Genomic DNA, 26,746 nt, shown 5'->3' on the forward strand with positions numbered 1-26,746 from the left:
ATATCGATTTTAAGCTCATTTTGTTTATTAATGAGGAATCGTGTGGACGAATTAAAATTGTTAATTTTCTGACGATTTAGTTATTGTATTTTTGGTGTTTATCCACGGAAAAAGTTGCTTCTTGAAACGGAGGATACGGTATTGTTTAGTGAATACTATACCTTACTTTAGTAAACAAAGTTATTTTTGAATTTTAGGTATGCAGTTTAAGCTTGCACGTTATTTCTTTCTGGGTATATTGCGATTCTTCTGGAGAGGTGGCCGAGTGGTTGAAGGCGCACGCCTGGAACGCGTGTATATGGGAAACCATATCGAGGGTTCGAATCCCTCTCTCTCCGCCATTAACATTTTTCGAACTTTCCTATTTGAAAAATTGCTTGCCCGCTACAGCCCAAGTATTGCAGGCTTTTTTGCTATTTTCAATTAACTGACTTTTCTTAAAAATGCGGCGTTTTTCTCTATTTTTTCTCCTATATATGTTCCTTTCCTGAAAAACACTGTACTTGGAAAAGCGAAGTACGGAGCTTTTATTCACGGGAAATCAATGGTTTAGCAATTGACCAGTTTGCACAAGTCTATGCCTATTATTGTCAACCAGTGAGTTGACGCAGCATATTATCGGTGGCTTTTATAACGAACCTTGTTTTGTATGTTTTTTCACCCTCATTCCAAGGTACCGGATCTTTCGAAAAGCTAAATATTTGTTTAAGCTTGTTGGCTAATTTCTGCTTTTATTTTTTAATTCTACCAATGATATTTTGATTCTGCCAATAGATGTTATCACTTATTGTGGTTAGAATTGCTACAATGTCCATTAGGATATAAATTCGCTAAGGTTCTGATTCTTCATCTTTAGATTCTTAGGCTCCAATCATTCTTGAACTAATTCATAACAATAAATTTGATTTCATATTTTGAAAAACAGGTGTTCAAATGCCCAGAGAATTATTTATTACTGTGTAGTAAGATTTTATTTCTATAAGAGACAGGAGAGGATGGTAGGGCGTGTTGAAATCGTTTCTTTTTTTATTTTTGGGGGAAATTTAACAAGGAAAATATTTTAATTTTTTTAAACTTCCTACTGCTATTCACAATAGGAGGTATATTAAAAATGACGTTCAATGCCTATGCCATTGTTAACACAAAAACAATAAAAATTATCAGTTTATAAAAAATCGTACATAAATGTAAAAAAAGTTATAAATATTAATAATTAATAAATTTATTATTATTTTTTTTGTATGTTCTTTATAAATAATTACTACAGTGGATGATAATCAGATAGGTTAATACTATACAAAAGTTTGTTCCAATTTTTGCAGGAAAGATGGTGATATATACAGTTTGGGGAAGAAGGGGATCTGAAAAAACAAGATCATTTGCTATGATAGCATCATTAAAAGGCTATCAGTTTGGTATGGGAAGGATATCAGATATATTTTTTATACTTATCAATTTTAGAATTTACTTATCGAAGATTCTTTTGAAGAGATTAAATTAGTAATTTTTAATCGTTGTAAAATTTAAAATAACATAGGCAATTTTTATCTTCATATATTTAAAGTTATTAGTTGAGATAATGTAATAGACAATATTACCGTGGTATATTTAAATACTTATTTCATAAGAATAGATTCAGCATATCTAATAAATAAGATATTTGGAGATTTACAATATGATTGTTAAGTGGCCATTAGATGAAGTGTTTAATCCTATTCATAAAAATCAGTTAGAAATAAATTTTTATTTACCTTTACAAGCGGAGTAGTAGGGATAGGTATTTTTGATAAAGTGGATTCTATTTTTATCATTAAATAAAAAGGCTTAATCTTTGCGGAAGTTTTTAAAAATATGGAATTGGAATATGATTGTAAAAAACATTTTATGGTCTTAGTAATCTTAAATTAATTTAAGACTAAAATTACCATTTTAGTTATAAATAATTTACAAAAAATTCAGGTTCTTACATTGAAAGAATTTGAGATCCTTGATGTTGTTTTTGGTATCTAAAGATAAATCTTAAAAAAATATATTATATTTGAACAAAGAGATTTGAAACATAAAATTACTTAAATTATACATCGTGTAACAGATCAAATGTATCTTAAAAAAGATATTTATGATTTTATAGGGTTTTTAAAGAAATATTCTATTTGTTTATTGCTCTGTGTGGGTTCAATGGGGGTGAAAAGACAACTCAAACAAAAGGGACCTTTCGCTATTATGCACAGGGGAAACATATAATATAAATTTTTTAATCCAGAAATTAGTATAGAAATAAATCAGAGATAGAATTTATTTAGATAATGAAAAACAAAAATTGATTCATTATTTTAGTATTCTTAGCTGCAGAAGATAGATGAAAATATACGTCTAAAATTATCAAACCTTCTTTAAGGTTGTCGCAAAATTTATTAATCAGTTATTGATATGTTTATTTTAGTCTCACTTATTTCTATGTTCAGGGAAAAGTTTATTGAAAAGTGTGTCGAAACTAAATCAATTTATTCTAAGGCCTAATACTATATTCCACTTTTATTTACTGTTCATTGCTATTATAGAATGGTTGCAGAAAAGGAATAATTCAATTTAAAAATACAAAGAAAAAATATTTTTTATTAAAAAAGTCGATAAAATGTATCATCTTTTGTCAAAAATGAATAAGTAATTTATTGTAATTGATAGAATTGTCTCTGTTTCTTGAATCTATAATCAAATGTGATATCATATAGATAAGGCTTGTTTTGACTATGAGTAAAAATATACCATTTTTTGATAAATTTAAAAAACTATCTGCGGTATATTCCCCTTTATGTGTTGGTTTAGATCCTACATCTGAAGCTCTAGAAGCATGGTGTGGTTATGATAATTTAGATGCTTTGGAAAAATATTGCATTGAGTATCTTAATATTTTAGTTGGAAAATTAGCTATCATAAAACCTCAACTTGCTTTTTTTGAAAGATTTGGAGCTGAAGGATTTAAAGTACTGGAAAAAGTTATCAATATCTGTCGCAATAATAATATTTTAATTCTCTTAGATGCTAAGCGCAGTGATATAAGTACGACAATGTATGGATATGCTCAAGCATATTTTAGTATGAAAAGTAAGTTAAGGGTGGATGCAATAACAGTAACTCCTTTTTTGGGATTTGATACTCTTTTGCCCTTGATAGATGAAGCCGCAAAAAATGGCGCTTATGTTTTTGTTGTAACAGCTTCCTCAAATCCAGAGGGAAGATATTTACAAAACGCTCTTGTTAATAATATAACTTTATACCAATATTTAGCGAATGATATAAAAAAAATTAATACAGAACTTTATCCTGAGGTTAAACCTTGCGGTGCTGTGGTTGGTGCAACACAGGCGAATTTGTCTGATGATTTTTATGAGACACTTAGCAGTGCATTGTTGCTTAGTCCAGGTATTGGTAGTCAGGGTGCTACGATGGAGGATTTATACGCTCGCTCTGTGACAAAAAATATTATTCCAACAATTTCTCGAGCATTATCATCCCTGGGAAATGATAAAGATAAAATATTATCTGTTTTAAGCAAATATAAATCCATGTCGATGAATTTATTAAATTAGTAATTGTTATATCTTAGTTTTTAAAATTTTCTATAGTCTTTTCAGATTTCATGAAATTCTAGATAGTGAAGGATAGTTTTGGGTTTTTTAAATTCAATTATTTCCTCTTGCTTAGATAGTATACTGTGACAAATAAAAAATGCCTCTTGTTTTCACCACTAACGCTAACAAGTAAGATATGGTACTTAGTTTTGCGTTTATTTTTAAAAATTATGTACTCATATCAGATTTGAGTATTCTGATAATTTTAGATTTTAGTAAGACAAAGTGTTTTATCAGATTAGAGATATATGAATAAGCATAGCTTTTTGTATGTGATTATATAATAAAGTTGGATCATATACAGTCATGGAATTAAGATCCAATTAGCTGAGTTTGGGTTTTCATGAATAATAAACTATTGTTAACTTTAATTTATCTCATTAATTTTTCAAAATGATTTATTATCAAATATCATTCTAAATGAAGAGTAAGGTTTACATAAAATTAATTTCTATTATTTCAGTTGGGGTTATGAAAATCTGGTATGGTATTACAGAATCTAGTATATCATTTTTATTTACATAAAAGCTAAAATACTGCTCTATTAGATAGTTTTTGTGCCGTTTCAAGAAAATGATTAGCTTATTTTGTATTTAAATCAGCAATATCATAATTTCTTCCAATTTTAGAAGACAATTTTGTATTATTAGATTTATAAGGTTCAAAAGGCTAATTTGATTCAACATATAGAAGTAATCAAATTGGCTATTTTAGTATGTAATACCTTGATTAATATTATTATTCATTAAGGTAACGTGTACCTTTACTTTTTATTAATTTATTAAATTGGTGAGATCGTTGCCAAGAAGTGATCCTGCTTGTTGGTGTTTTGTATCCTTTGTTATAAGGTACGCTTAAGTTGATAAAAATATGCTAATCTTCTCTTTAGTTTATTGGGCTTTATGATTGTTCTGAGTATTCATACCTATGGTAAAAAGGTAAAAACTAAAAAGATATAGATAGATAAAACACTATTTGTACATGTTTTAGTGAGAAAATTGCAATTATTAAGTGTACTTTTTTACTATCTTTTAAAGCGATAATAGGTTGTGACAATCATGTTTAATAAAGTACAAAATATTTTTATTAGCATCTTCATTCCTGCAGTATTTTGAATGCACGTAACAGCTAATTATCGTCTTTAGCAAGGGAGGTGATTAATTAATGCTATTTTATATTTTTTTTGTGATATCTGATAGTTATATTAGCGTGAAGCTAAAGAGCTCCTTTATTTTGATTAATCAAAGTAATTTTTTGTTTGATCTGATACATAAAAATAGAATGGCTCCGGTAAAATCTTTCTTGTTAGCAAAAAACAATATTTTCATTTTTAAAAAGTATTATTTTTATCAAAAATAAAGAGAGTAAAATTGGTGTAACTTAAGGAAAATTGATAATTTCTTGTGTAATTTGAATAATTTGTTGTGAAACTATTTTAGTGCTGTAATTGAATATTTTTTCTCTGGGCATCACGAATGTATTTTGTAAAATGTATTCTGCATAGCATTTCTTAGGTGGGCGGGGTGAATGTATTTTCATTTCCTATATGAATAAGAATATTTGTCTTTATAATACATATAAATTGTTTGATTCAAAATAAAAAATATGAGCGTATCTAATACCCTAAAACTGGGTAAATTATCTGTGAAGAGAATTTGTATTTTCTTTTCTGAATTATATTGATTGCTATTTCAAAAATAACAATCCTTTCACATATACTCTTATTTTTTTAAAATAATCTTGAGAATTAGTTCGATGGAAAAGGGTGGATCAGCAATACGGAGTTTTGAGTGGTGTCTATGAATTTCATGGAAATATGCTGTAGTATATCACTTATTTTAAAATATATTTGTATGTTTCTTGGGATGTATTTTTATAAATTAATAAAAAATTATTTTTATACTCTTGCCATTCTGTTGCTGCGCTTTATCTGAAGGAGGAAATTACTCTTTAATGAGAGTTATTTTGTTAGGGTGATGAATAGCTGTGTTTTTGAATGAGGGTTGTGTAATATTTTAAAAGTAGTGTATTTTTTAGCTTAAATTCCTTTAGCTAAAAGGGTTGGGGCCTTTTCTAAATTCAATATTTTCAGGGATTTTAAGGTGATACTATAGTAAATATCAGTATCAGCGAGGGGTGAGTTTTATCTTTATTTTTGGTTTTTTTGGAATGCGCGAACGTGAGGTTTTGCTGTGAGGGTTTTTGCGCACTTTGATAATGTTGAACTCTATTGGAGGAGGTTCTTATGAAATTATATTCAACACAAAATTTGTCTAAAGCCATTTCATTTGGAACAGCAATGGCTATATTTTTATCGAGTACATCTCCTATTTTTTCTGCAAATCTTGCTATAACAGGAGCAAATGTCCAAAATTCTAGTGGTACTAATGTAGTTTATCCTAAGGGAAGTCATGGAAGTATTGTTTTTGCTGGTGATGATGATTATTGTGGTGTAGATCACGTTATTGGTCGTGGCGGTTTATCAAATACAGCCGCTAAAATAACTGCAAAAGTACAATATGATAGATTTATTAATGATCAAGCTTTTAATGATCGTCATCCTTATGGTACGATGACGCAGAAAGCAGAGTGGATTGCTGATGGTGCAACGAGTCAAGATAGTGGTTATATGGGGGTGCAGACTACTGGTGGTGCAACGAATGTTCTACCTGAAGCTTATGGTATTTATTCTTTTGTGACTGGTTGTGGGGCTTATGCATCAGGTAATTATTCAACAGCATTTGGTGCAGGAGCAACCACAAAGGCTGGGGGGGCGCAAGCTCTTGGTGTTTCTGCACTTGCGAGTGGGATAGTAAGTATTGCTATGGGTGTTGGGTCAGAAGCATCAGGGAAGTCTGCAGTTGCTATCGGGGGGCTTACAGAGGCAACTAAAGATTACACAATTGCTATAGGTTCAAATGCTCTAGCTCAAGCAGCAGGTGCTATTGCAATAGGTAGCAGTAAGCCTGTGGAAGAGAGTGGGCAAACAAGGCAAGTTATAGCGAAAGCTGAAAATGCAATTGCTATAGGTTTCCATACCTATGCTGAGAAGCACCATTCAGTCGCAATTGGTGCGAATGCACAGGTACTTGTGAATGATGGTGTTGCTGTGGGTGGGGGGTCTATCTCTCGTATTGACCGTCATATTTTTGGTTATGATCCTATAACGGGCGGTGTAACAAAAAATGAAAATATCGCATGGAAAAGCACTTCAGGTGCTTTTAGTGTTGGTGATACTACACTTAGGGTAACACGACAGATTACAGGGGTGGCAGCCGGGAAGGAAGATACCGATGCGGTAAATGTTGCACAGCTGAAAGCTATGAGAGATGTAATTGCAGGAGATGCGGCAACAAGTGAGTGGCAGCTCAAGATTAATGGTACAGATGCTATGACCATCGGTCCGAACGGTATAGTAAATTTAGCATCAGTTGATAATGGCAATCACAGAAATATTGAAATTGTAAAAAATGGTAATAATGATGTTACATTTGATTTAGCTCAGCTTATTCAAGTTGATCGTGTGATAACAGGATCAAGCAATATGGGTAGTAATGGTTTTATAATTACTGGTGGTCCGAGGATGACAACTGGTGGTATTCATGCTGGAGGTAAACAGCTTACAGGAGTGGCAGAAGGGGAAAGAGATACTGATGCAGTAAATGTTGCACAGCTGAATGCTATGAGAGATGTAATTGTAGGAAATGCGGCAACAAGTGAGTGGCAGCTCAAGATTAATGGTACAGATGCTATGACCATCGGTCCGAATGGTATAGTAAATTTGACATCAGCCAATAAGGACAATCACAGCAATATTGAAATTGTAAAAGATAGTGATAATGATGTTACATTTGATTTAGCTCAGCTTATTAAAGTTGATCGTGTGATAACAGGATCAAGCAATATGGGTAGTAATGGTTTTATAATTACTGGTGGTCCGAGTATGACAACTGGTGGTATTCATGCTGGAGGTAAACAGCTTACAGGAGTGGCAGAAGGGAAAAAAGATACTGATGCAGTAAATGTTGCACAGCTGAAAGCTATGAGAGATGTAATTGCAGAAGATGTGGCAACAAGTGAGTGGCAGCTCAAGATTAATGGTGCAGATGCTATGACCATCGGTCCGGATGGTATAGTAAATTTGACATCAGCTAATAAGGACAATCATAGTAATATTGAAATTGTAAAAGATAGTGATAATGATGTTACATTTGATTTAGCTCGGCTTATTAAAGTTGATCGTGTGATAACAGGATCAAGCAATATGAGTAGTAATGGTTTTATAATTACTAATGGTCCGAGTATGACAACTGGTGGTATTCATGCTGGAGGTAAACAGCTTACAGGAGTGGCAGAAGGGAAAAGAGATACTGATGCAGTAAATGTTGCACAGCTGAATGCTATGAGAGATGTAATTGCAGAAGATGCGGCAACAAGTGAGTGGCAGCTCAGGATTAATGGTACAGATGCTATGACCATCGGTCCGAATGGTATAGTAAATTTAGCATCAGTTGATAATTACAATCACAGCAATATTGAAATTGTAAAAAATGGTAATAATGATGTTACATTTGATTTAGCTCAGCTTATTCAAGTTGATCGTGTGATAACAGGATCAAGCAATATGGGTAGTAATGGTTTTATAATTACTGGTGGTCCGAGGATGACAACTGGTGGTATTCATGCTGGAGGTAAACAGCTTACAGGAGTGGCAGAAGGGGAAAGAGATACTGATGCAGTAAATGTTGCACAGCTGAATGCATTCAAAAATACCATAACAAATAATGTTCTTGTTAAGCAGGAAGGAGGGGAGAGTAGTGATATAACTATTGGTAAAGAAACAGGTGGTACTACAATTAAGATAGCCAATAAATCGGGTGAGGCTCGTACAATTTCTGGCGTGAAAGCTGCAACAGAAGATGATGAGGCTGTTAATAAAAAACAACTTGATGGTCATATTACGAATATCAATAATAGTATTGAGGTTATTAAGGAAGGAAGTACTTTTGCAGTTCTTTACGATAAAAAACCAGACGGTCGTGTTAATTATGAGAGTATAACTTTAGGTGGTTCTAAAGCGCAAGTACCAGTCGCTCTTCATAATGTAAAAGATGGTAGAATTGCTCTCAATTCCACTGATGCTATTACAGGTAATCAACTTTATCGTATGGGTGATCAGATTGCTAAGTATTTTGGTGGTGGTGCTAACTATAATGGGGGGCAATGGACAAATCCTAATTTCCAGATTGTACAGATTAATCCTAATGGTACATCTGGTGATAAGAGAGATTATTCCAATGTTGCTGAAGCATTTGGTGGTGTCAACAATAGTATATTGAATGTAAATAATCGTATTGCTGAAATAAAAGATAAAGTGGATGCGGATGTTTTACGTTGGAATAATAACAAAGGAGCTTATGATGCTAGTCATAATGGTAGAATGAGTAAGATTACTAACGTGGCTAATGGTAAAATTCAACAGGATTCCACCGATGCAGTGAATGGTGGACAGCTTTGGGAAACGAATGAGCGTGTTACAAATGTTGAAAAGCAGGTTAATAATATTGAAAAAAGAGTTGACAATATTTCAAATACAATTGCTGATGTTGGAGCTCAAATTACCAATATTGAAAACAAAGTTGATAATATCGAGAATCAGTACATCAATCTTGTTGATGGGGTTGTTTCCTACGATAAAGATGTAAATGGCAGAAAAACCAATAAAATCACTCTAAAGGGTGGTGATGAAAGTGAGCCTGTTTTGATTGATAATGTTGCTAACGGTAGTATCGCGTCAGGTTCGAAAGAAGCCGTAAATGGTGGACAGTTGCATGATTATACTGCGCAACAAATGCAAATTATTCTTGATAATTCAAAGCATTATACGGATCAACGGGTAAAAAATATCGTTGTTGATGCTATAGATGATGCTGTTGACCAGTCTAAAAGATATACAGATATGAAGTTTAACACTTTAAATTATAGTATAGAAAATGTACAGAAAGAAGCAAAACAAGCTGCTGCTATTGGATTGGCAGTATCTAATTTACGTTACAATGACACACCTGGGAAATTAAGTATTGCATTGGGTAGTGGTATATGGCGTAGCCAGTCTGCACTTGCTTTTGGTGCTGGTTATACATCTGAAAGTGGAAATGTTCGTTCTAATTTGTCTATTACTGGCTCAGGAGGACATTGGGGTATAGGTGCGGGATTTAATCTGACATTGAATTAATAAGAAAATATCATATCTTTATTAAAGCTTCCGCTTTTGTGTTAAAACAGAACAAAAGCGGAAGTTTTATTCTGTGAAATATAAGAATAACAAATTATTCCAATAATATAATTTAAACTAAAATCTCCATAAAAAGCATAATTTACAGTAGACTTTATAAGAAAATCTCTCCAATTTCTATAAATATTCTTCATGAAGATAGCTAAAATGCTATCATTTTCTTCTTGCTATTTCATTTAATATCTTATACGTAAAGGAAATGACCACAATTTAGACACATTTCAACAGAGAAAAATCCCTTCTCTAGAACTAAACACAGAGAAAATCCATGATATATGAGATCTGCTGCATCAAAAAACACTCCCCTTCTCTGGTAAATCCAAATCTCATCTCTATTTTTTATCTAAATCATATAATTCATTTTTCTATTAATACATAAAAATTAGCAAATACCTCTTTTTCATACGTTCTCTTATAAAATATGCCTTTTTTATGTTTCTAATAACCAATTTTTCTAGCGCATTAATTTGGAAATGCACAGTTCAATGATGCAAAGTTTTAATAACAAATACTGTGACAAAACTGAATAACGGTACTTTAGAGTTAAATTATGTTTTTTTAATGTCTTAAATATGTTTTTATGAGGGGAATCTTATTATGAAAAGAGTATATTCTAATTTAAAAGAAAATAAGCTGAAGAATTATCATTTCTCTTATAAGCAAAATTTGAATAAAACTATTTCATTTGGGACAGTAATGGCTATGCTTTTATCGAGTGTTTCGCCTATTTTTGCTTCAAATCTTGCTATAACAGGAGAAAGCCGCAGAAGTACAAATAGTCCTGGTGTAGCTTATGACTATGGTAGCCATGGAAGTATTGTTTTGTCTGGTGATGATGATTATTGTGGTGTAGATTATGTTTCAGACCGTGGCGATTTATCTATACAGAATAGAGATCAAAAAATAAGTGCAGAAGAGCAATATAATAGATTTATTACTACAAAAAAATTCTCTCAATATAGTCCTTATGGTATTATGGATAAACGGGCTGTTTGGACTGGTAATGGACAGACAAGTGAGAATGGTGGTTATATGGGAGGGTCGACTGGTGGTGGAATGAATATTTTACCCAGAGCTTATGGTATCTATTCTTTTGTGACTGGTTGTGGGGCTTATGCATCGGGTAATTATTCAACTGCGTTTGGTGCAGGAGCAACCGCAAAAGCTGGGGGGGCGCAAGCTTTTGGTGTTTCTGCGCTTGCAAGGGGTAAGGCAAGTATTGCTTTTGGTATTGGATCGGAAGCAAAGGGAGATTCTTCAGTTGCTTTTGGTGGGCTTGCAGCGTCAATAGGTGGAGAGAGTGTTGCTTTTGGTTACCGTTCAAAAGCACAACATGACAATAGTGTAGCTATAGGTTCTCATTCTTTAGCTAATACTCATGCTGGTAAAAACGGATATCATCCTGGAAAAGGTGCTTTAACAGAAAAAAATAATTATGTGTGGAAAAGCACATTAAGTGCAGCCAGTGTAGGTGATGTTGATAAACAAAAAACACGGCAAATTACTGCAGTGGCAGCCGGTAGTGAAGATACCGATGCAGTAAATGTTGCACAGCTAAAAGCATTAAGAGAATATGCAAAAAAAGGTTGGAGGTTGTCTATTGGTAGTGAAACTGGTGCGACTTCTCTAGAGTTTGAGAAAGATGATGTCTTAAGATTTTTAGCGAGTTCAAATCAAAACCTTAAGATTACAAAAGGTTCAGATAGAACTAGTATAATATTTGATTTATCTAATAATATAAAAGTTCAGAGTGTAACAGCGGGAAGAAGTAGTTTAACTAACGATGGTTTAGTGATTACAAGTGGTCCGAGTGTAGAATTTAAGGGAATTAATGCTGGTGGTAAGGAGATAAAGGGAGTTAAGAACGGTTTACTTTCTGCTGATTCAATGGAAGCAGTGAGTGGTCAGCAACTTTATATCATGGGTAATCAGTTTGCTACGTATTTAGATAGTAGTGCTGAATATAATAATGGACAATGGGTAGCTCCTAGATTTGAGGTAACTCATGAATTCAATGCTGATGGCACTGCTGTTAAAACGATCTATAACAATGTTGCTTCCGCTTTTAAAGGTATTGATAGTGGTATATCGAAGCTAAGCGATCGCATTATAAATGTCGAAAAAAATATTTCATCTTATGGTTTAAATTGGGATAAAACTAAAAAAGCTTATAACGCTATTTATGATGGTATGGCTAGTAAGATTGTTAATGTCGCTGATGGTACAATTGGAGAAAATTCACGAGATGCAGTAAATGGTGCTCAGCTTTTTGCAACCAATCAGAATGTGACTACTGTAACAAGCGATTTGCAAAAGATTGCTGAAAATACATCAAAATATTTAGGTGGTAATGCAGATGTACTTAATGGTACTGCGCCGACTTATACAGTTGATGGTAAAACATATAATGATTTTGGTTCTGCTTTTACTGGAGTTAATAAATCTCTCACAGAGGTTAATAAATCTATTACAGATGTTAATAAATCTATTACAGATGTTAATAAATCTATTACAGATGTGCAAAATCAGATTACCGGAAATATTAGCCAGAATGCACTATTGTGGAGCGAAGACGAAAAGGCTTTTGTTGCACGGCATGGAGCAGAAAAAGCAAATAGTAAAATTAAGTATCTTCAAGATGGGTCTATTTCTAATGGATCAACTGAAGCCATAACGGGTAATCAGCTCTATTCAATGGGTAATAAGCTTGCTCAGTATTTAGGTGGTAATGCTAAATATGAGAATGGTGAGTGGACTGCTCCAAGTTTCAAGATTAAAACGATTAATGCTGATGGTAATGAAGGCCAAGAGAAGACTTATAATACTGTTGCGGATGCATTAGCTAATGTAAGTAGTTCTGTCACAAATATTCATAAAGAGATTAAAAATGAGATCACTAAAGTTGTAGGTGATAGCCTTGTTCAGCAGAATAAGGAAACACAATATATTACGATTGGTGCAGAAAAAGATGGTACTGAAATCAGTATTTTAAATAAAGATAAGAAAGAGCGGGTTCTTTCTGGAATAAAAGCTGGAACACTTTCAGCGGAATCAACTGAAGCAGTAAATGGTGCTCAGCTTTTTGCGACTAATCAGAATGTGACTACTGTAACGAATAGTGTGGCTACCGTAACAGGTAATTTGCAAAAGATTGCTGAAAATACATCAAAATATTTAGGTGGTGGCGCGAATGTACTTGATGGTACCGCGCCGACTTATACAGTTGATGGTAAAACATATAATGATTTTGGTTCTGCTTTTACTGGAGTTGATAAATCTCTCACAGATGTTAATAAATCTATTGCAGATGTGCAAAATCAGATTACCGGAAATATTAGCCAGAATGCACTGTTGTGGAGCGAAGACAAAAAGGCTTTTACTGCTCTTCATAAAGAAGGAAGTAAAGAAAGTGATAGCAAAATTACGCATCTTCAAGCTGGTGATATTACTAAAGACTCAACAGATGCTATTAATGGTGCACAGCTCTATTCAATGAGCAATCAGCTTGCTCAGTATTTAGGTGGTAATGCTAAATATGAGAATGGTGAGTGGACTGCTCCAAGTTTCACATTTAAAACTGTTAATGCTAACGGTAATGATGAAGAACAGAGTTATAAAACCATTGCTGAAGCTTTTACAGGTGTGAGTGATTCTGTTAAAAATATTCATAATGAGATCAATAAAGAGATTAAAAATGAGATCACTAAAGTTGTAGGTGATAGCCTTGTTCAGCAAGATGACAAAACGCACCTTATCACGATAGGTGGAAAGAAAGGTGGTACTAACATTAGTATTGCAAACAGTGATGGTGCAGCAAGGACTCTTTCTGGAATAAAAGCTGGAACACTTTCAGCGGAATCAACTGAAGCAGTAAATGGTGCTCAGCTTTTTGCAACCAATCAGAATGTGACTACTGTAACAAGCGATTTGCAAAAGATTGCTGAAAATACATCAAAATATTTAGGTGGTAATGCAGATGTACTTAATGGTACTGCGCCGACTTATACAGTTGATGGTAAAACATATAATGATTTTGGTTCTGCTTTTACTGGAGTTAATAAATCTCTCACAGAGGTTAATAAATCTATTACAGATGTTAATAAATCTATTACAGATGTGCAAAATCAGATTACCGGAAATATTAGCCAGAATGCACTATTGTGGAGCGAAGACGAAAAGGCTTTTGTTGCACGGCATGGAGCAGAAAAAGCAAATAGTAAAATTAAGTATCTTCAAGATGGGTCTATTTCTAATGGATCAACTGAAGCCATAACGGGTAATCAGCTCTATTCAATGGGTAATAAGCTTGCTCAGTATTTAGGTGGTAATGCTAAATATGAGAATGGTGAGTGGACTGCTCCAAGTTTCAAGATTAAAACGATTAATGCTGATGGTAATGAAGGCCAAGAGAAGACTTATAATACTGTTGCGGATGCATTAGCTAATGTAAGTAGTTCTGTCACAAATATTCATAAAGAGATTAAAAATGAGATCACTAAAGTTGTAGGTGATAGCCTTGTTCAGCAGAATAAGGAAACACAATATATTACGATTGGTGCAGAAAAAGATGGTACTGAAATCAGTATTTTAAATAAAGATAAGAAAGAGCGGGTTCTTTCTGGAATAAAAGCTGGAACACTTTCAGCGGAATCAACTGAAGCAGTAAATGGTGCTCAGCTTTTTGCGACTAATCAGAATGTGACTACTGTAACGAATAGTGTGGCTACCGTAACAGGTAATTTGCAAAAGATTGCTGAAAATACATCAAAATATTTAGGTGGTGGCGCGAATGTACTTGATGGTACCGCGCCGACTTATACAGTTGATGGTAAAACATATAATGATTTTGGTTCTGCTTTTACTGGAGTTGATAAATCTCTCACAGATGTTAATAAATCTATTGCAGATGTGCAAAATCAGATTACCGGAAATATTAGCCAGAATGCACTGTTGTGGAGCGAAGACAAAAAGGCTTTTACTGCTCTTCATAAAGAAGGAAGTAAAGAAAGTGATAGCAAAATTACGCATCTTCAAGCTGGTGATATTACTAAAGACTCAACAGATGCTATTAATGGTGCACAGCTCTATTCAATGAGCAATCAGCTTGCTCAGTATTTAGGTGGTAATGCTAAATATGAGAATGGTGAGTGGACTGCTCCAAGTTTCACATTTAAAACTGTTAATGCTAACGGTAATGATGAAGAACAGAGTTATAAAACCATTGCTGAAGCTTTTACAGGTGTGAGTGATTCTGTTAAAAATATTCATAATGAGATCAATAAAGAGATTAAAAATGAGATCACTAAAGTTGTAGGTGATAGCCTTGTTCAGCAAGATGACAAAACGCACCTTATCACGATAGGTGGAAAGAAAGGTGGTACTAACATTAGTATTGCAAACAGTGATGGTGCAGCAAGGACTCTTTCTGGAATAAAAGCTGGAACGCTTTCAGCGACTTCAACTGAAGCAGTAAATGGTGCTCAGCTTTTTGCGACTAATCAGAATGTGACTACTGTAACGAATAGTGTGGCTACTGTAACAGGTAATTTGCAAAAGATTGCTGAAAATACATCAAAATATTTAGGTGGTAATGCAGATGTACTTAATGGTACTGCGCCGACTTATACAGTTGATGGTAAAACATATAATGATTTTGGTTCTGCTTTTACTGGAGTTAATAAATCTCTCACAGAGGTTAATAAATCTATTACAGATGTTAATAAATCTATTACAGATGTGCAAAATCAGATTACCGGAAATATTAGCCAGAATGCACTATTGTGGAGCGAAGACGAAAAGGCTTTTGTTGCACGGCATGGAGCAGAAAAAGCAAATAGTAAAATTAAGTATCTTCAAGATGGGTCTATTTCTAATGGATCAACTGAAGCCATAACGGGTAATCAGCTCTATTCAATGGGTAATAAGCTTGCTCAGTATTTAGGTGGTAATGCTAAATATGAGAATGGTGAGTGGACTGCTCCAAGTTTCAAGATTAAAACGATTAATGCTGATGGTAATGAAGGCCAAGAGAAGACTTATAATACTGTTGCGGATGCATTAGCTAATGTAAGTAGTTCTGTCACAAATATTCATAAAGAGATTAAAAATGAGATCACTAAAGTTGTAGGTGATAGCCTTGTTCAGCAGAATAAGGAAACACAATATATTACGATTGGTGCAGAAAAAGATGGTACTGAAATCAGTATTTTAAATAAAGATAAGAAAGAGCGGGTTCTTTCTGGAATAAAAGCTGGAACACTTTCAGCGGAATCAACTGAAGCAGTAAATGGTGCTCAGCTTTTTGCGACTAATCAGAATGTGACTACTGTAACGAATAGTGTGGCTACCGTAACAGGTAATTTGCAAAAGATTGCTGAAAATACATCAAAATATTTAGGTGGTGGCGCGAATGTACTTGATGGTACCGCGCCGACTTATACAGTTGATGGTAAAACATATAATGATTTTGGTTCTGCTTTTACTGGAGTTGATAAATCTCTCACAGATGTTAATAAATCTATTGCAGATGTGCAAAATCAGATTACCGGAAATATTAGCCAGAATGCACTGTTGTGGAGCGAAGACAAAAAGGCTTTTACTGCTCTTCATAAAGAAGGAAGTAAAGAAAGTGATAGCAAAATTACGCATCTTCAAGCTGGTGATATTACTAAAGACTCAACAGATGCTATTAATGGTGCACAGCTCTATTCAATGAGCAATCAGCTTGCTCAGTATTTAGGTGGTAATGCTAAATATGAGAATGGTGAGTGGACTGCTCCAAGTTTCACATTTAAAACTGTTAATGCTAACGGTAATGATGAAGAACAGAGTTATAAAACCATTGCTGAAGCTTTTACAGGTGTGAGTGATTCTGTTAAAAATATTCATAATGAGATCAATAAAGAGATTAAAAATGAGATCACTAAAGTTGTAGGTGATAGCCTTGTTCAGCAAGATGACAAAACGCACCTTATCACGATAGGTGGAAAGAAAGGTGGTACTAACATTAGTATTGCAAACAGTGATGGTGCAGCAAGGACTCTTTCTGGAATAAAAGCTGGAACGCTTTCAGCGACTTCAACTGAAGCAGTAAATGGTGCTCAGCTTTTTGCGACTAATCAGAATGTGACTACTGTAACGAATAGTGTGGCTACTGTAACAGGTAATTTGCAAAAGATTGCTGAAAATACATCAAAATATTTAGGTGGTAATGCAGATGTACTTAATGGTACTGCGCCGACTTATACAGTTGATGGTAAAACATATAATGATTTTGGTTCTGCTTTTACTGGAGTTAATAAATCTCTCACAGAGGTTAATAAATCTATTACAGATGTTAATAAATCTATTACAGATGTTAATAAATCTATTACAGATGTGCAAAATCAGATTACCGGAAATATTAGCCAGAATGCACTATTGTGGAGCGAAGACGAAAAGGCTTTTGTTGCACGGCATGGAGCAGAAAAAGCAAATAGTAAAATTAAGTATCTTCAAGATGGGTCTATTTCTAATGGATCAACTGAAGCCATAACGGGTAATCAGCTCTATTCAATGGGTAATAAGCTTGCTCAGTATTTAGGTGGTAATGCTAAATATGAGAATGGTGAGTGGACTGCTCCAAGTTTCAAGATTAAAACGATTAATGCTGATGGTAATGAAGGCCAAGAGAAGACTTATAATACTGTTGCGGATGCATTAGCTAATGTAAGTAGTTCTGTCACAAATATTCATAAAGAGATTAAAAATGAGATCACTAAAGTTGTAGGTGATAGCCTTGTTCAGCAGAATAAGGAAACACAATATATTACGATTGGTGCAGAAAAAGATGGTACTGAAATCAGTATTTTAAATAAAGATAAGAAAGAGCGGGTTCTTTCTGGAATAAAAGCTGGAACACTTTCAGCGGAATCAACTGAAGCAGTAAATGGTGCTCAGCTTTTTGCGACTAATCAGAATGTGACTACTGTAACGAATAGTGTGGCTACCGTAACAGGTAATTTGCAAAAGATTGCTGAAAATACATCAAAATATTTAGGTGGTGGCGCGAATGTACTTGATGGTACCGCGCCGACTTATACAGTTGATGGTAAAACATATAATGATTTTGGTTCTGCTTTTACTGGAGTTGATAAATCTCTCACAGATGTTAATAAATCTATTGCAGATGTGCAAAATCAGATTACCGGAAATATTAGCCAGAATGCACTGTTGTGGAGCGAAGACAAAAAGGCTTTTACTGCTCTTCATAAAGAAGGAAGTAAAGAAAGTGATAGCAAAATTACGCATCTTCAAGCTGGTGATATTACTAAAGACTCAACAGATGCTATTAATGGTGCACAGCTCTATTCAATGAGCAATCAGCTTGCTCAGTATTTAGGTGGTAATGCTAAATATGAGAATGGTGAGTGGACTGCTCCAAGTTTCACATTTAAAACTGTTAATGCTAACGGTAATGATGAAGAACAGAGTTATAAAACCATTGCTGAAGCTTTTACAGGTGTGAGTGATTCTGTTAAAAATATTCATAATGAGATCAATAAAGAGATTAAAAATGAGATCACTAAAGTTGTAGGTGATAGCCTTGTTCAGCAAGATGACAAAACGCACCTTATCACGATAGGTGGAAAGAAAGGTGGTACTAACATTAGTATTGCAAACAGTGATGGTGCAGCAAGGACTCTTTCTGGAATAAAAGCTGGAACGCTTTCAGCGACTTCAACTGAAGCAGTAAATGGTGCTCAGCTTTTTGCGACTAATCAGAATGTGACTACTGTAACGAATAGTGTGGCTACTGTAACAGGTAATTTGCAAAAGATTGCTGAAAATACATCAAAATATTTAGGTGGTGGCGCGAATGTACTTGATGGTACCGCGCCGACTTATACAGTTGATGGTAAAACATATAATGATTTTGGTTCTGCTTTTACTGGAGTTGATAAATCTCTCACAGATGTTAATAAATCTATTGCAGATGTGCAAAATCAGATTACCGGAAATATTAGCCAGAATGCACTATTGTGGAGCGAAGACGAAAAGGCTTTTGTTGCACGGCATGGAGCAGAAAAAGCAAATAGTAAAATTAAGTATCTTCAAGATGGGTCTATTTCTAATGGATCAACTGAAGCCATAACGGGTAATCAGCTCTATTCAATGGGTAATAAGCTTGCTCAGTATTTAGGTGGTAATGCTAAATATGAGAATGGTGAGTGGACTGCTCCAAGTTTCAAGATTAAAACGATTAATGCTGATGGTAATGAAGGCCAAGAGAAGACTTATAATACTGTTGCGGATGCATTAGCTAATGTAAGTAGTTCTGTCACAAATATTCATAAAGAGATTAAAAATGAGATCACTAAAGTTGTAGGTGATAGCCTTGTTCAGCAAGATGACAAAACGCACCTTATCACGATAGGTGGAAAGAAAGGTGGTACTAACATTAGTATTGCAAACAGTGATGGTGAAGCAAGAACTCTTTCTGGAGTAAAGGCTGGAACACTTTCAGCGACTTCAACTGAGGTAATAAATGGCGCTCAGCTTTATTCAATAGGTAATACATTGGCTAAGTATTTTGGTGGTGATGCTAAATATGAAAACGGACAATGGATTGCTCCAGGTTTCAAGATTAAAACTGTTAATTCTGATGGTAGTGTAGGTGAAGAAAAAGTCTATAAGAATGTTGTAGATGCTTTTGAAGGTATGAGTAATTCTGTTAAGAACATTCATAATAAGATGAAGGATGAAATTATCAAATTTTCGGATAATAACCTTATTAAGCAAGATAAGAATACACATTTTATCCAAATAGGTGGAGAAAAGGAAGGCACTGGTATCAGTATTGCAAACAATAAAGACATGGCGCGGATTCTTTCTGGTGTACATGCAGGAGCAATTACAGAAAAATCAACAGAAGCAGTAAATGGTGCTCAGCTCTATTCTATGGGTAATACTCTAGCAGCATATTTAGGGGGTGGTGCTAACTATACGGATGGTCAATGGGTTGCTCCTAAATTTCATATTATACAATTCAAGCATAATGGTGGTATTGGTAATGAAAATTATAATACTGTTTCTGATGCTTTTGATGGTATCAATCAGAATTTATTAATTATCAATGATCGTATTCGTCATATTGAGACAAATATAATTCCAAATATTTTTGGATCTGATCAAAATGGAAATATCCAGATTCCTGATGGTAAAATTGAACAAGACTCACACGAACCTGTAACTGGCGGGCAGCTTTGGGCAACAAATAATAAGATTACCGAAGTTGAGAATAAGGTAAACACCATTGATGAAAAAGTAGACACTCTTGATAAAAAGGTACAGAATGTTGAAAATACAGTTATGTATGGTGCTGTTAACTACGATAAAGGTGAAGATGGGAAGAAAACCAATAAGATTACTTTAAAAGGTGGTAATGAAAGTGAGCCTGTTTTGATTGATAATGTTGCTGATGGTAGCATCGCGTCAGGTTCAAAAGAAGCAATAAATGGCGGGCAATTATACGATTACACTCAAAAACAAAAGGATCTTGTTCTTAAAGATGCGAAAAAGTATACAGATACGCAGATTAATAATGTTGTAAATGAAGCTAAATCGTATACAGATATGAAGTTTGAAGCACTAAGTTATGGCATTGAAGATACTCGAAAAGAGGCAAGGCAGGCTGCAGCTGTTGGTTTGGCAGTATCTAATTTACATTATCATAATGTACCTGGATCTTTGAGTATTTCATTGGGTAGTGGTTTATGGCGTAGTCAATCTGCATTTGCTTTTGGTGCTGGTTATACATCTGAAAATGGAAATGTTCGCTCTAACTTATCTGTAACGAGCACTGGAGGTTACTGGGGTGTGGGAGCAGGAATTAGTCTAAGATTAAAATGAAGATAAAAAAAAACAGTGCAATTATAATAAAGCTTCTTTTCATCTCTATCTTCTTAGGTAGGGATAAAGGCTTTGCTGATGAAAAAAATACTGTTTATACAGTGCATCCACCACGATTATCTGTTCCTGGTGGAGCTCCTGGTGAAATACGTCGAGTTATTACACAATTTTATAATTGGACTTTAATCTGCGATGAAAAACAAAAACTTAAACAAGGTATATGTAATGTAACGCAGACTGTTCATGATCAAGAGGATAATACTATTTTTAGTTGGTCTCTTGTTGCTACGCAAAATGGTGAAGCAGTAATGCTTTTCCGAACATTACCACAAGCTGATACAGATATTCCTATTAAAATGTTTTTAGATGGTGTTAAGAAACCCATTTTGATTCGTTATACACAGTGCAATCAAGCAATTTGTTTAGCGCAATTACCTGTAGGGCCAATTTTAAGTAAACAAATAGAGCAGAATAAAAATGTGCGTATTTTCTATAAGGTTAAAGGAGGAAAAATATTTTCTTTTACTGTACCATTCAAAGGACTTAATGAAGCACTTTACTCCTTACAGAGATAGGATGATAGGTAATTTTTAGTAATCTTACTATCGTATAAATCATTGTATTTCATTTTTGAATTTAAATATAAGTGAGAAACCTGAAAGTAATATATAGAAGTAATTTGTTAAACTTGGAAAATATTTTGCAAACATAAAATACAGTTAGCTATTTTATATGTAGTAGAAAATTAATGATAGAATTTTTTATAGAGTTTATAAAATAAGTTATAATAGCCAATTAACAGTAAAGAAACTATTGAGAATAACCAATTTAACTGAGATTAAAATAATTGGAAATGCTTACTTTTTTATATGAGGTATAGCTCAATTTTTGAAAAATTTTAGATAATTCTTAAGATAACATGACCAATGTCAATTTAGGTATTGTAGTAGTTTTGATGATAGTCGCATCAAAGTTTAATCTCTTACTCAAGATGCTATTATAATGTTGTTACGTTATGAAAATAAGAAAAAATAATATTTCAAGGAATTTTTGATATTATTAAGTTTGTCTTTATTGAAATAAGATAGCTTTTAAAGAAAAATCTTTAATATTCTATTTTTCCATTATGTAAACTCAATATTTTTATCATTGATTTTTCATAGGCTTACTCAATGTATGTTATACAAAGATAGATTGGCAGATCATAAAAAGACGCAATCATAAATGGTCAATCTATAGTTCCAAATCTATAAAGAAAAGCGTGCTAGTACGGAAAATTTTTATTTTTTTAATACTAAAATATTTTTCATTAGTTCAAGCTTTAATGATGATACCATAAAAAATTTTTATGGCAGAAAAATAGGTAATGTATCCTTGATATTGTTAATCTAATGCAGCATTGTTATGTTTAGCTTTAATAATTAAAAAATAGTTTTTGTATTTACTTATTTTGAGGGGAAAACGCTTAGAGGATAAGGAAAAATGGCTCCGTTAGATTGTGGTTCAAAAGAGCCAAAGCGAAGGAGGGTGTGTAATACCAGAATAAAACGATTATGTGATCACCATGATGCTAGTCAAAATAATCATTCTGCGTTGTTACAGAAAGGAGTGTGTTCTATTCCTGTCAATATAGAGAAACAATCGAGAAAAAGATATTGTCAACAAAAACAGGTGCTTATTCGATCAGATAAAACTTGTGGGACTCATGGTCAAATAATGGTAGATAGTAAAATAAAAAGTAAAAAAACATCCTTCTCTTCACGGTTCTCTCAATTACAATCTTCATCTCTTTATGCAGCACTTGATTTAGGAACGAATAATTGCCGTCTTCTTATTGCATCGCCTAGTAAACCAGGGCATTTTCGAGTTGTTGATACTTTTTCACGTATTGTACGGCTGGGAGAAGGCTTAGTAAGTAGTGGTTTTCTTAATACACAAGCTATGGATCGAGCAATTGAAGCGTTAAAAATTTGTCATTTCAAGCTAAAACAAAAACATATTAAGCGTTATCGCTTTGTCGCGACAGAGGCTTGTCGTTCAGCTAAAAATGGTGAATATTTTATTCAGCGCGTTTTGGATGAGACTGGCCTTAAATTGGAAATTGTTGATCGTGAAACAGAAGCACGTTTTGCTGTTTCAGGGTGTGGTACGCTAATTGAGCCAGATACTGATGCACTTGTGCTATTTGATATTGGAGGAGGATCATCAGAAATTGCACTCCTTGATGTTTCTAAAAAGCGTTCTTTGTGCTTATCTGAGCAGATTATAGCTTGGACTTCTCTTCCTGTTGGTGTCGTTACACTTGCAGAATGTTTTGGAGGGAATGATGTTAGTTTAGAGGATTTTGAAAAGATGAAAAATTATGTGCAGGGTTTCTTAAATAATTTTTCAGATCGTTATAAATTAGGGGCTTTAGCTCAAGGGTCGCGATTTCATCTTTTGGGAACCTCTGGAACGATTACGACTTTAGCAGGAATATACCTTAACTTAGAGCGTTATGATCGGAATCAAGTTGATGGTATTTGGATGAATAACGCAGATATTACTCTTATGATGAAACGCCTATTATCATGGGATATAAAAAAACGAATAACCAATCCTTGTATCGGGCGAGAGAGAGCAGATTTAATTTTGGCTGGGTGTGCGATCTTAGATGCTATTCGAGAAGTTTGGCCCAGTCCACGATTGAGAGTTGCTGATCGTGGATTAAGAGAAGGAATTTTGATAGATCTTATGCTACGCGATGGTGTGTGGTGTTATCATAAGAAGAGAGGCTTTAGGCGTTAGTAGCTGTCAGAATATGGAGACAACAAATAATTATGAAAAAAAAGACAAAAACGCCAATGGGTGGGTATGGTGGTTCAGGATCACATAAATTATATCAGCACGTAAGAAAAAAAGCTGGAGCCATTAAATCATCATCACGACGATGGTTAGAAAGACATTTAAATGATCCTTACGTCCATCAGTCAAAAGTGGATGGCTATCGTTCGCGTGCTGCTTATAAGCTAATTGAAATTAATGAGCGTTATAAATTTCTTAAAAAAGGTCAAAGAATTATTGATCTAGGAGCAGCACCTGGTGGATGGTGTCAGGTAGCTGCACGTATAGCAGCATCAAATACTCAAAGGCCTAATGTGGTTGGTATTGATTATTTACATGTTGACCCATTACCTGGGGTTGTTATGCTGGAAATGGATTTTTTACATGCAGATGCACCGCAGAAATTAATTGAGGCTTTAGGCAAAAAGCCAGATATAATTCTTTCTGATATGGCTGCACCGACAACAGGTCATCGTCACACAGATCATTTAAGGACAATTTATTTGTGTGAAGCTGCTGCTGATTTTGCTCTTTCAGTTCTCAAACCTGGAGGACATTTTTTAGCAAAAGCTTTTCAAGGAGGAACAGAAAGCACTCTTCTCACTGCATTAAAACAGAATTTTAAAATAGTTCATCATGTAAAACCCCCTGCAAGTAGAGTAGAATCAGTTGAGCTTTATCTTTTAGCTCTTGAATTTAAGGGAAAAATAGTAACAAAAAAATAGCTTCTTTTTTAAAAAAGCCTTGAGCTTTCAATATATTTTAACATGAAGATATTTCCAAGTGATTATCAGTGATATTATGTACGTTTTTTTGTAGATGATAAAAAATTGATAAAATTAATACATTATTTATAAATAGAGGAATTTGATTCCTCAGTGAGTACTTTCATGAAATTTCTTGATCAAGCTAAAGTCTACATTCGTTCCGGTAATGGAGGAGCAGGAGCAGTATCATTTCGTCGTGAAAAATTCATAGAATTTGGAGGTCCTGATGGAGGTAATGGGGGACGTGGGGGTGATGTTTGGGCTCTTGTTGTTGATGGTCTCAATACACTGATTGATTATCGATATCAGCAGCATTTTAGAGCAAAAACAGGAGGACATGGCAAGGGGCGTAATATGACAGGTGAAAAAGGTGATGATATCATCCTTAAAGTTCCGGTTGGGACACAGATTTTTGAAGAAGATAATGCGACATTGATTTGTGATTTAACGGAAGTTGGACAACGTTACCGTCTTGCAAAAGGAGGTAATGGTGGTTTTGGAAATCTTCATTTTACAACATCTACGAATCGAGCACCTCGTCATGCAAATCCAGGTTTAGCTGGGGAAGAGCGTACGCTATGGTTACGTTTGAAATTAATTGCTGATGGGGGAATTATTGGTTTGCCCAATGCTGGAAAGTCAACCTTTTTAGCGTCAATAACAGCTGCAAAACCAAAAATTGCAAATTATCCTTTTACTACCCTACATCCTCATCTTGGTGTTGCACGCATTGACGCTCGTGAATTTATTTTTGCAGATATTCCTGGCTTAATTGAAGGGGCACATGAAGGTGTGGGGATTGGAGATCGTTTTTTAGGACATGTAGAACGTTGTCGTGTGTTACTTCATTTGATTTCTGCTCAAGAAGAAGATGTGGCAAAGGCATACCAGATTGTTCGTAATGAACTTGAAGCATATGGAAATAATTTGAGTGATAAGACTGAAATTGTAGCTTTAAGTCAAATAGATACCCTTTCTATTGAGGAGCGTAAAGCCAAACAAAATATTTTGCAAAAAGTAACTGGTAAATCTGTTATTATGTTTTCTGCGTTTAGTCGTGACGGTTTAGAAAATGTATTACGTGCTAGTGCACATATTATTGAGATGGCACGCAAAGAGGATATCGTTAAGGGTAGCAGGATTGATTAAGATGGCAGTTGGATTACAAAAACTTGCACATTATAAACGTATTGTGATTAAGATTGGATCTGCACTTTTGATTGATCCTCAGAAAGGTTTACGAGCTGAATGGCTTAACAGTTTGATAAGTGATATTGCTGAGCTGCATCAAAAAGGTGTTGAGATTTTATTGGTGTCTTCAGGAGCTATTGCTTTAGGAAGAACATTGATGAACTTTCCTAAAGGTGCTTTAAAGTTAGAGGAAAGTCAGGCGTGTGCTGCGTTGGGACAAATTGAATTAGCTAAAACATATGGTGATGCGCTTGCTCGACATAGATTAAAAACTGGTCAGATTTTGCTGACTTTATTTGATACAGAAGAGCGGCGGCGTTATCTAAATGCACGTGCTACGATTAATGTTCTTTTGCGTTTTGGGGCGGTACCTGTTATTAATGAAAATGATACTGTTGCAACAAGTGAAATTCGCTATGGCGATAATGACCGTTTAGCAGCGCGTGTTGCAACGATGATGGGATCAGATCTTTTGATACTTTTATCGGATATTGATGGTCTTTATACGAAGTCTCCTCATCGTGATCCAACAGCTCAATTTATTCCCTTTATTGCGTCAATTACGAGTGATATCGAAAAAATGGCTGATACTTCTACTTCAGAGATTTCCCGAGGAGGGATGAAGACTAAACTTGATGCTGGGAAAATAGCGAATTCCGCTGGAACAGCTATGGTTATTACTTCAGGCAAGCGTATGAATCCTCTTGCAGCAATTGATCAAGGGGAACGTAAAAGTTTTTTTGCTGCCAGTGAAAAACCTGTTAATGCTTGGAAAATTTGGATTTCTGGTCATTTAGATCCATCAGGTGTTTTGACTATTGATCAGGGAGCGGTTAAGGCACTTAAATCTGGAAAATCATTATTAGCTGCAGGAGTTGTTGCAATTGAGGGGATATTTAATCGTGGAGATACAGTTGCAATTGTTGATAAAAGTGGCACTGAAGTTGCTCGTGGACTTGTAGGTTATGGAAAAGATGAAGCTGTACGCATTATGGGGTGTAAAAGTGAAGAAATTGAATCTATCCTTGGATATGAAGCGCGCTCTTCTATGGTGCATCGTAATGATATGGTTTTACGCTGCTTGATCGATTCTACTTAAAAAATTTATCGTATATTTTCTTTATTACTTTTGGAAAATGGATAATTGT

8 protein-coding genes and 1 tRNA gene are annotated in these 26,746 nt (G+C 34.3%); all 9 read left to right on the forward strand.

The features are described from left to right. The first annotated feature begins 251 nt into the window (after nt 1-251). The 9 genes from V4P56_RS00665 (at nt 252) to proB (ending at nt 26,697) form a co-directional block, all read left to right on the forward strand. Nucleotides 252-341 (forward strand) — tRNA-Ser (locus V4P56_RS00665). Between the two features lie 2,409 nt (nt 342-2,750). Further along, the gene (gene pyrF / locus V4P56_RS00670) at nt 2,751-3,590 is read left to right on the forward strand and encodes an orotidine-5'-phosphate decarboxylase (RefSeq protein WP_455482182.1); all 840 of its coding nucleotides are present in this window, start codon (nt 2,751-2,753) and stop codon (nt 3,588-3,590) included. Nucleotides 3,591-5,877: 2,287 nt separating this feature from the next. Further along, nucleotides 5,878-9,867 (forward strand): Vomp family autotransporter, encoded by a 3,990-nt coding sequence (locus V4P56_RS00675; protein WP_455482183.1) that lies wholly within the window; start codon nt 5,878-5,880, stop codon nt 9,865-9,867. A 756-nt stretch (nt 9,868-10,623) separates the two neighbouring features. After that, on the forward strand, nt 10,624-20,817 hold the full coding sequence (locus V4P56_RS00680) for a YadA-like family protein (protein ID WP_455482619.1): 10,194 nt from the start codon (nt 10,624-10,626) through the stop codon (nt 20,815-20,817). After that, complete coding sequence (locus tag V4P56_RS00685) at nt 20,814-21,392, forward strand: invasion associated locus B family protein (RefSeq protein ID WP_455482184.1); 579 nt, start codon at nt 20,814-20,816, stop codon at nt 21,390-21,392. The genes V4P56_RS00680 and V4P56_RS00685 overlap by 4 nt, the downstream gene beginning before the upstream one ends. 907 nt (nt 21,393-22,299) lie before the next feature. Continuing rightward, on the forward strand, nt 22,300-23,604 hold the full coding sequence (locus tag V4P56_RS00690; protein WP_455482185.1) for a Ppx/GppA phosphatase family protein: 1,305 nt from the start codon (nt 22,300-22,302) through the stop codon (nt 23,602-23,604). Nucleotides 23,605-23,636: 32 nt separating this feature from the next. Next, nucleotides 23,637-24,365, forward strand: a complete 729-nt coding sequence (locus tag V4P56_RS00695; protein ID WP_455482186.1) for an RlmE family RNA methyltransferase — start codon at nt 23,637-23,639, stop codon at nt 24,363-24,365. A 165-nt stretch (nt 24,366-24,530) separates the two neighbouring features. Beyond that, nucleotides 24,531-25,556, forward strand: a complete 1,026-nt coding sequence (gene obgE / locus V4P56_RS00700) for a GTPase ObgE (RefSeq protein WP_455482187.1) — start codon at nt 24,531-24,533, stop codon at nt 25,554-25,556. Nucleotide 25,557: 1 nt separating this feature from the next. Next, nucleotides 25,558-26,697 (forward strand): glutamate 5-kinase, encoded by a 1,140-nt coding sequence (gene proB, locus V4P56_RS00705; RefSeq protein WP_455482188.1) that lies wholly within the window; start codon nt 25,558-25,560, stop codon nt 26,695-26,697. Nucleotides 26,698-26,746 lie beyond the last annotated feature (49 nt).

Source organism: Bartonella sp. B35(2025) (assembly GCF_053794465.1).

Bases quoted from the DNA above. Each gene is read 5' to 3' on its own strand.
- pyrF (WP_455482182.1), top strand. From the start codon at position 2,751: ATGAGTAAAAATATACCATTTTTTGATAAATTTAAAAAACTATCTGCG.
- V4P56_RS00675 (WP_455482183.1), top strand. From the start codon at position 5,878: ATGAAATTATATTCAACACAAAATTTGTCTAAAGCCATTTCATTTGGA.
- V4P56_RS00680 (WP_455482619.1), top strand. From the start codon at position 10,624: ATGGCTATGCTTTTATCGAGTGTTTCGCCTATTTTTGCTTCAAATCTT.
- V4P56_RS00685 (WP_455482184.1), top strand. From the start codon at position 20,814: ATGAAGATAAAAAAAAACAGTGCAATTATAATAAAGCTTCTTTTCATC.
- V4P56_RS00690 (WP_455482185.1), top strand. From the start codon at position 22,300: ATGGCTCCGTTAGATTGTGGTTCAAAAGAGCCAAAGCGAAGGAGGGTG.
- V4P56_RS00695 (WP_455482186.1), top strand. From the start codon at position 23,637: ATGAAAAAAAAGACAAAAACGCCAATGGGTGGGTATGGTGGTTCAGGA.
- obgE (WP_455482187.1), top strand. From the start codon at position 24,531: ATGAAATTTCTTGATCAAGCTAAAGTCTACATTCGTTCCGGTAATGGA.
- proB (WP_455482188.1), top strand. From the start codon at position 25,558: ATGGCAGTTGGATTACAAAAACTTGCACATTATAAACGTATTGTGATT.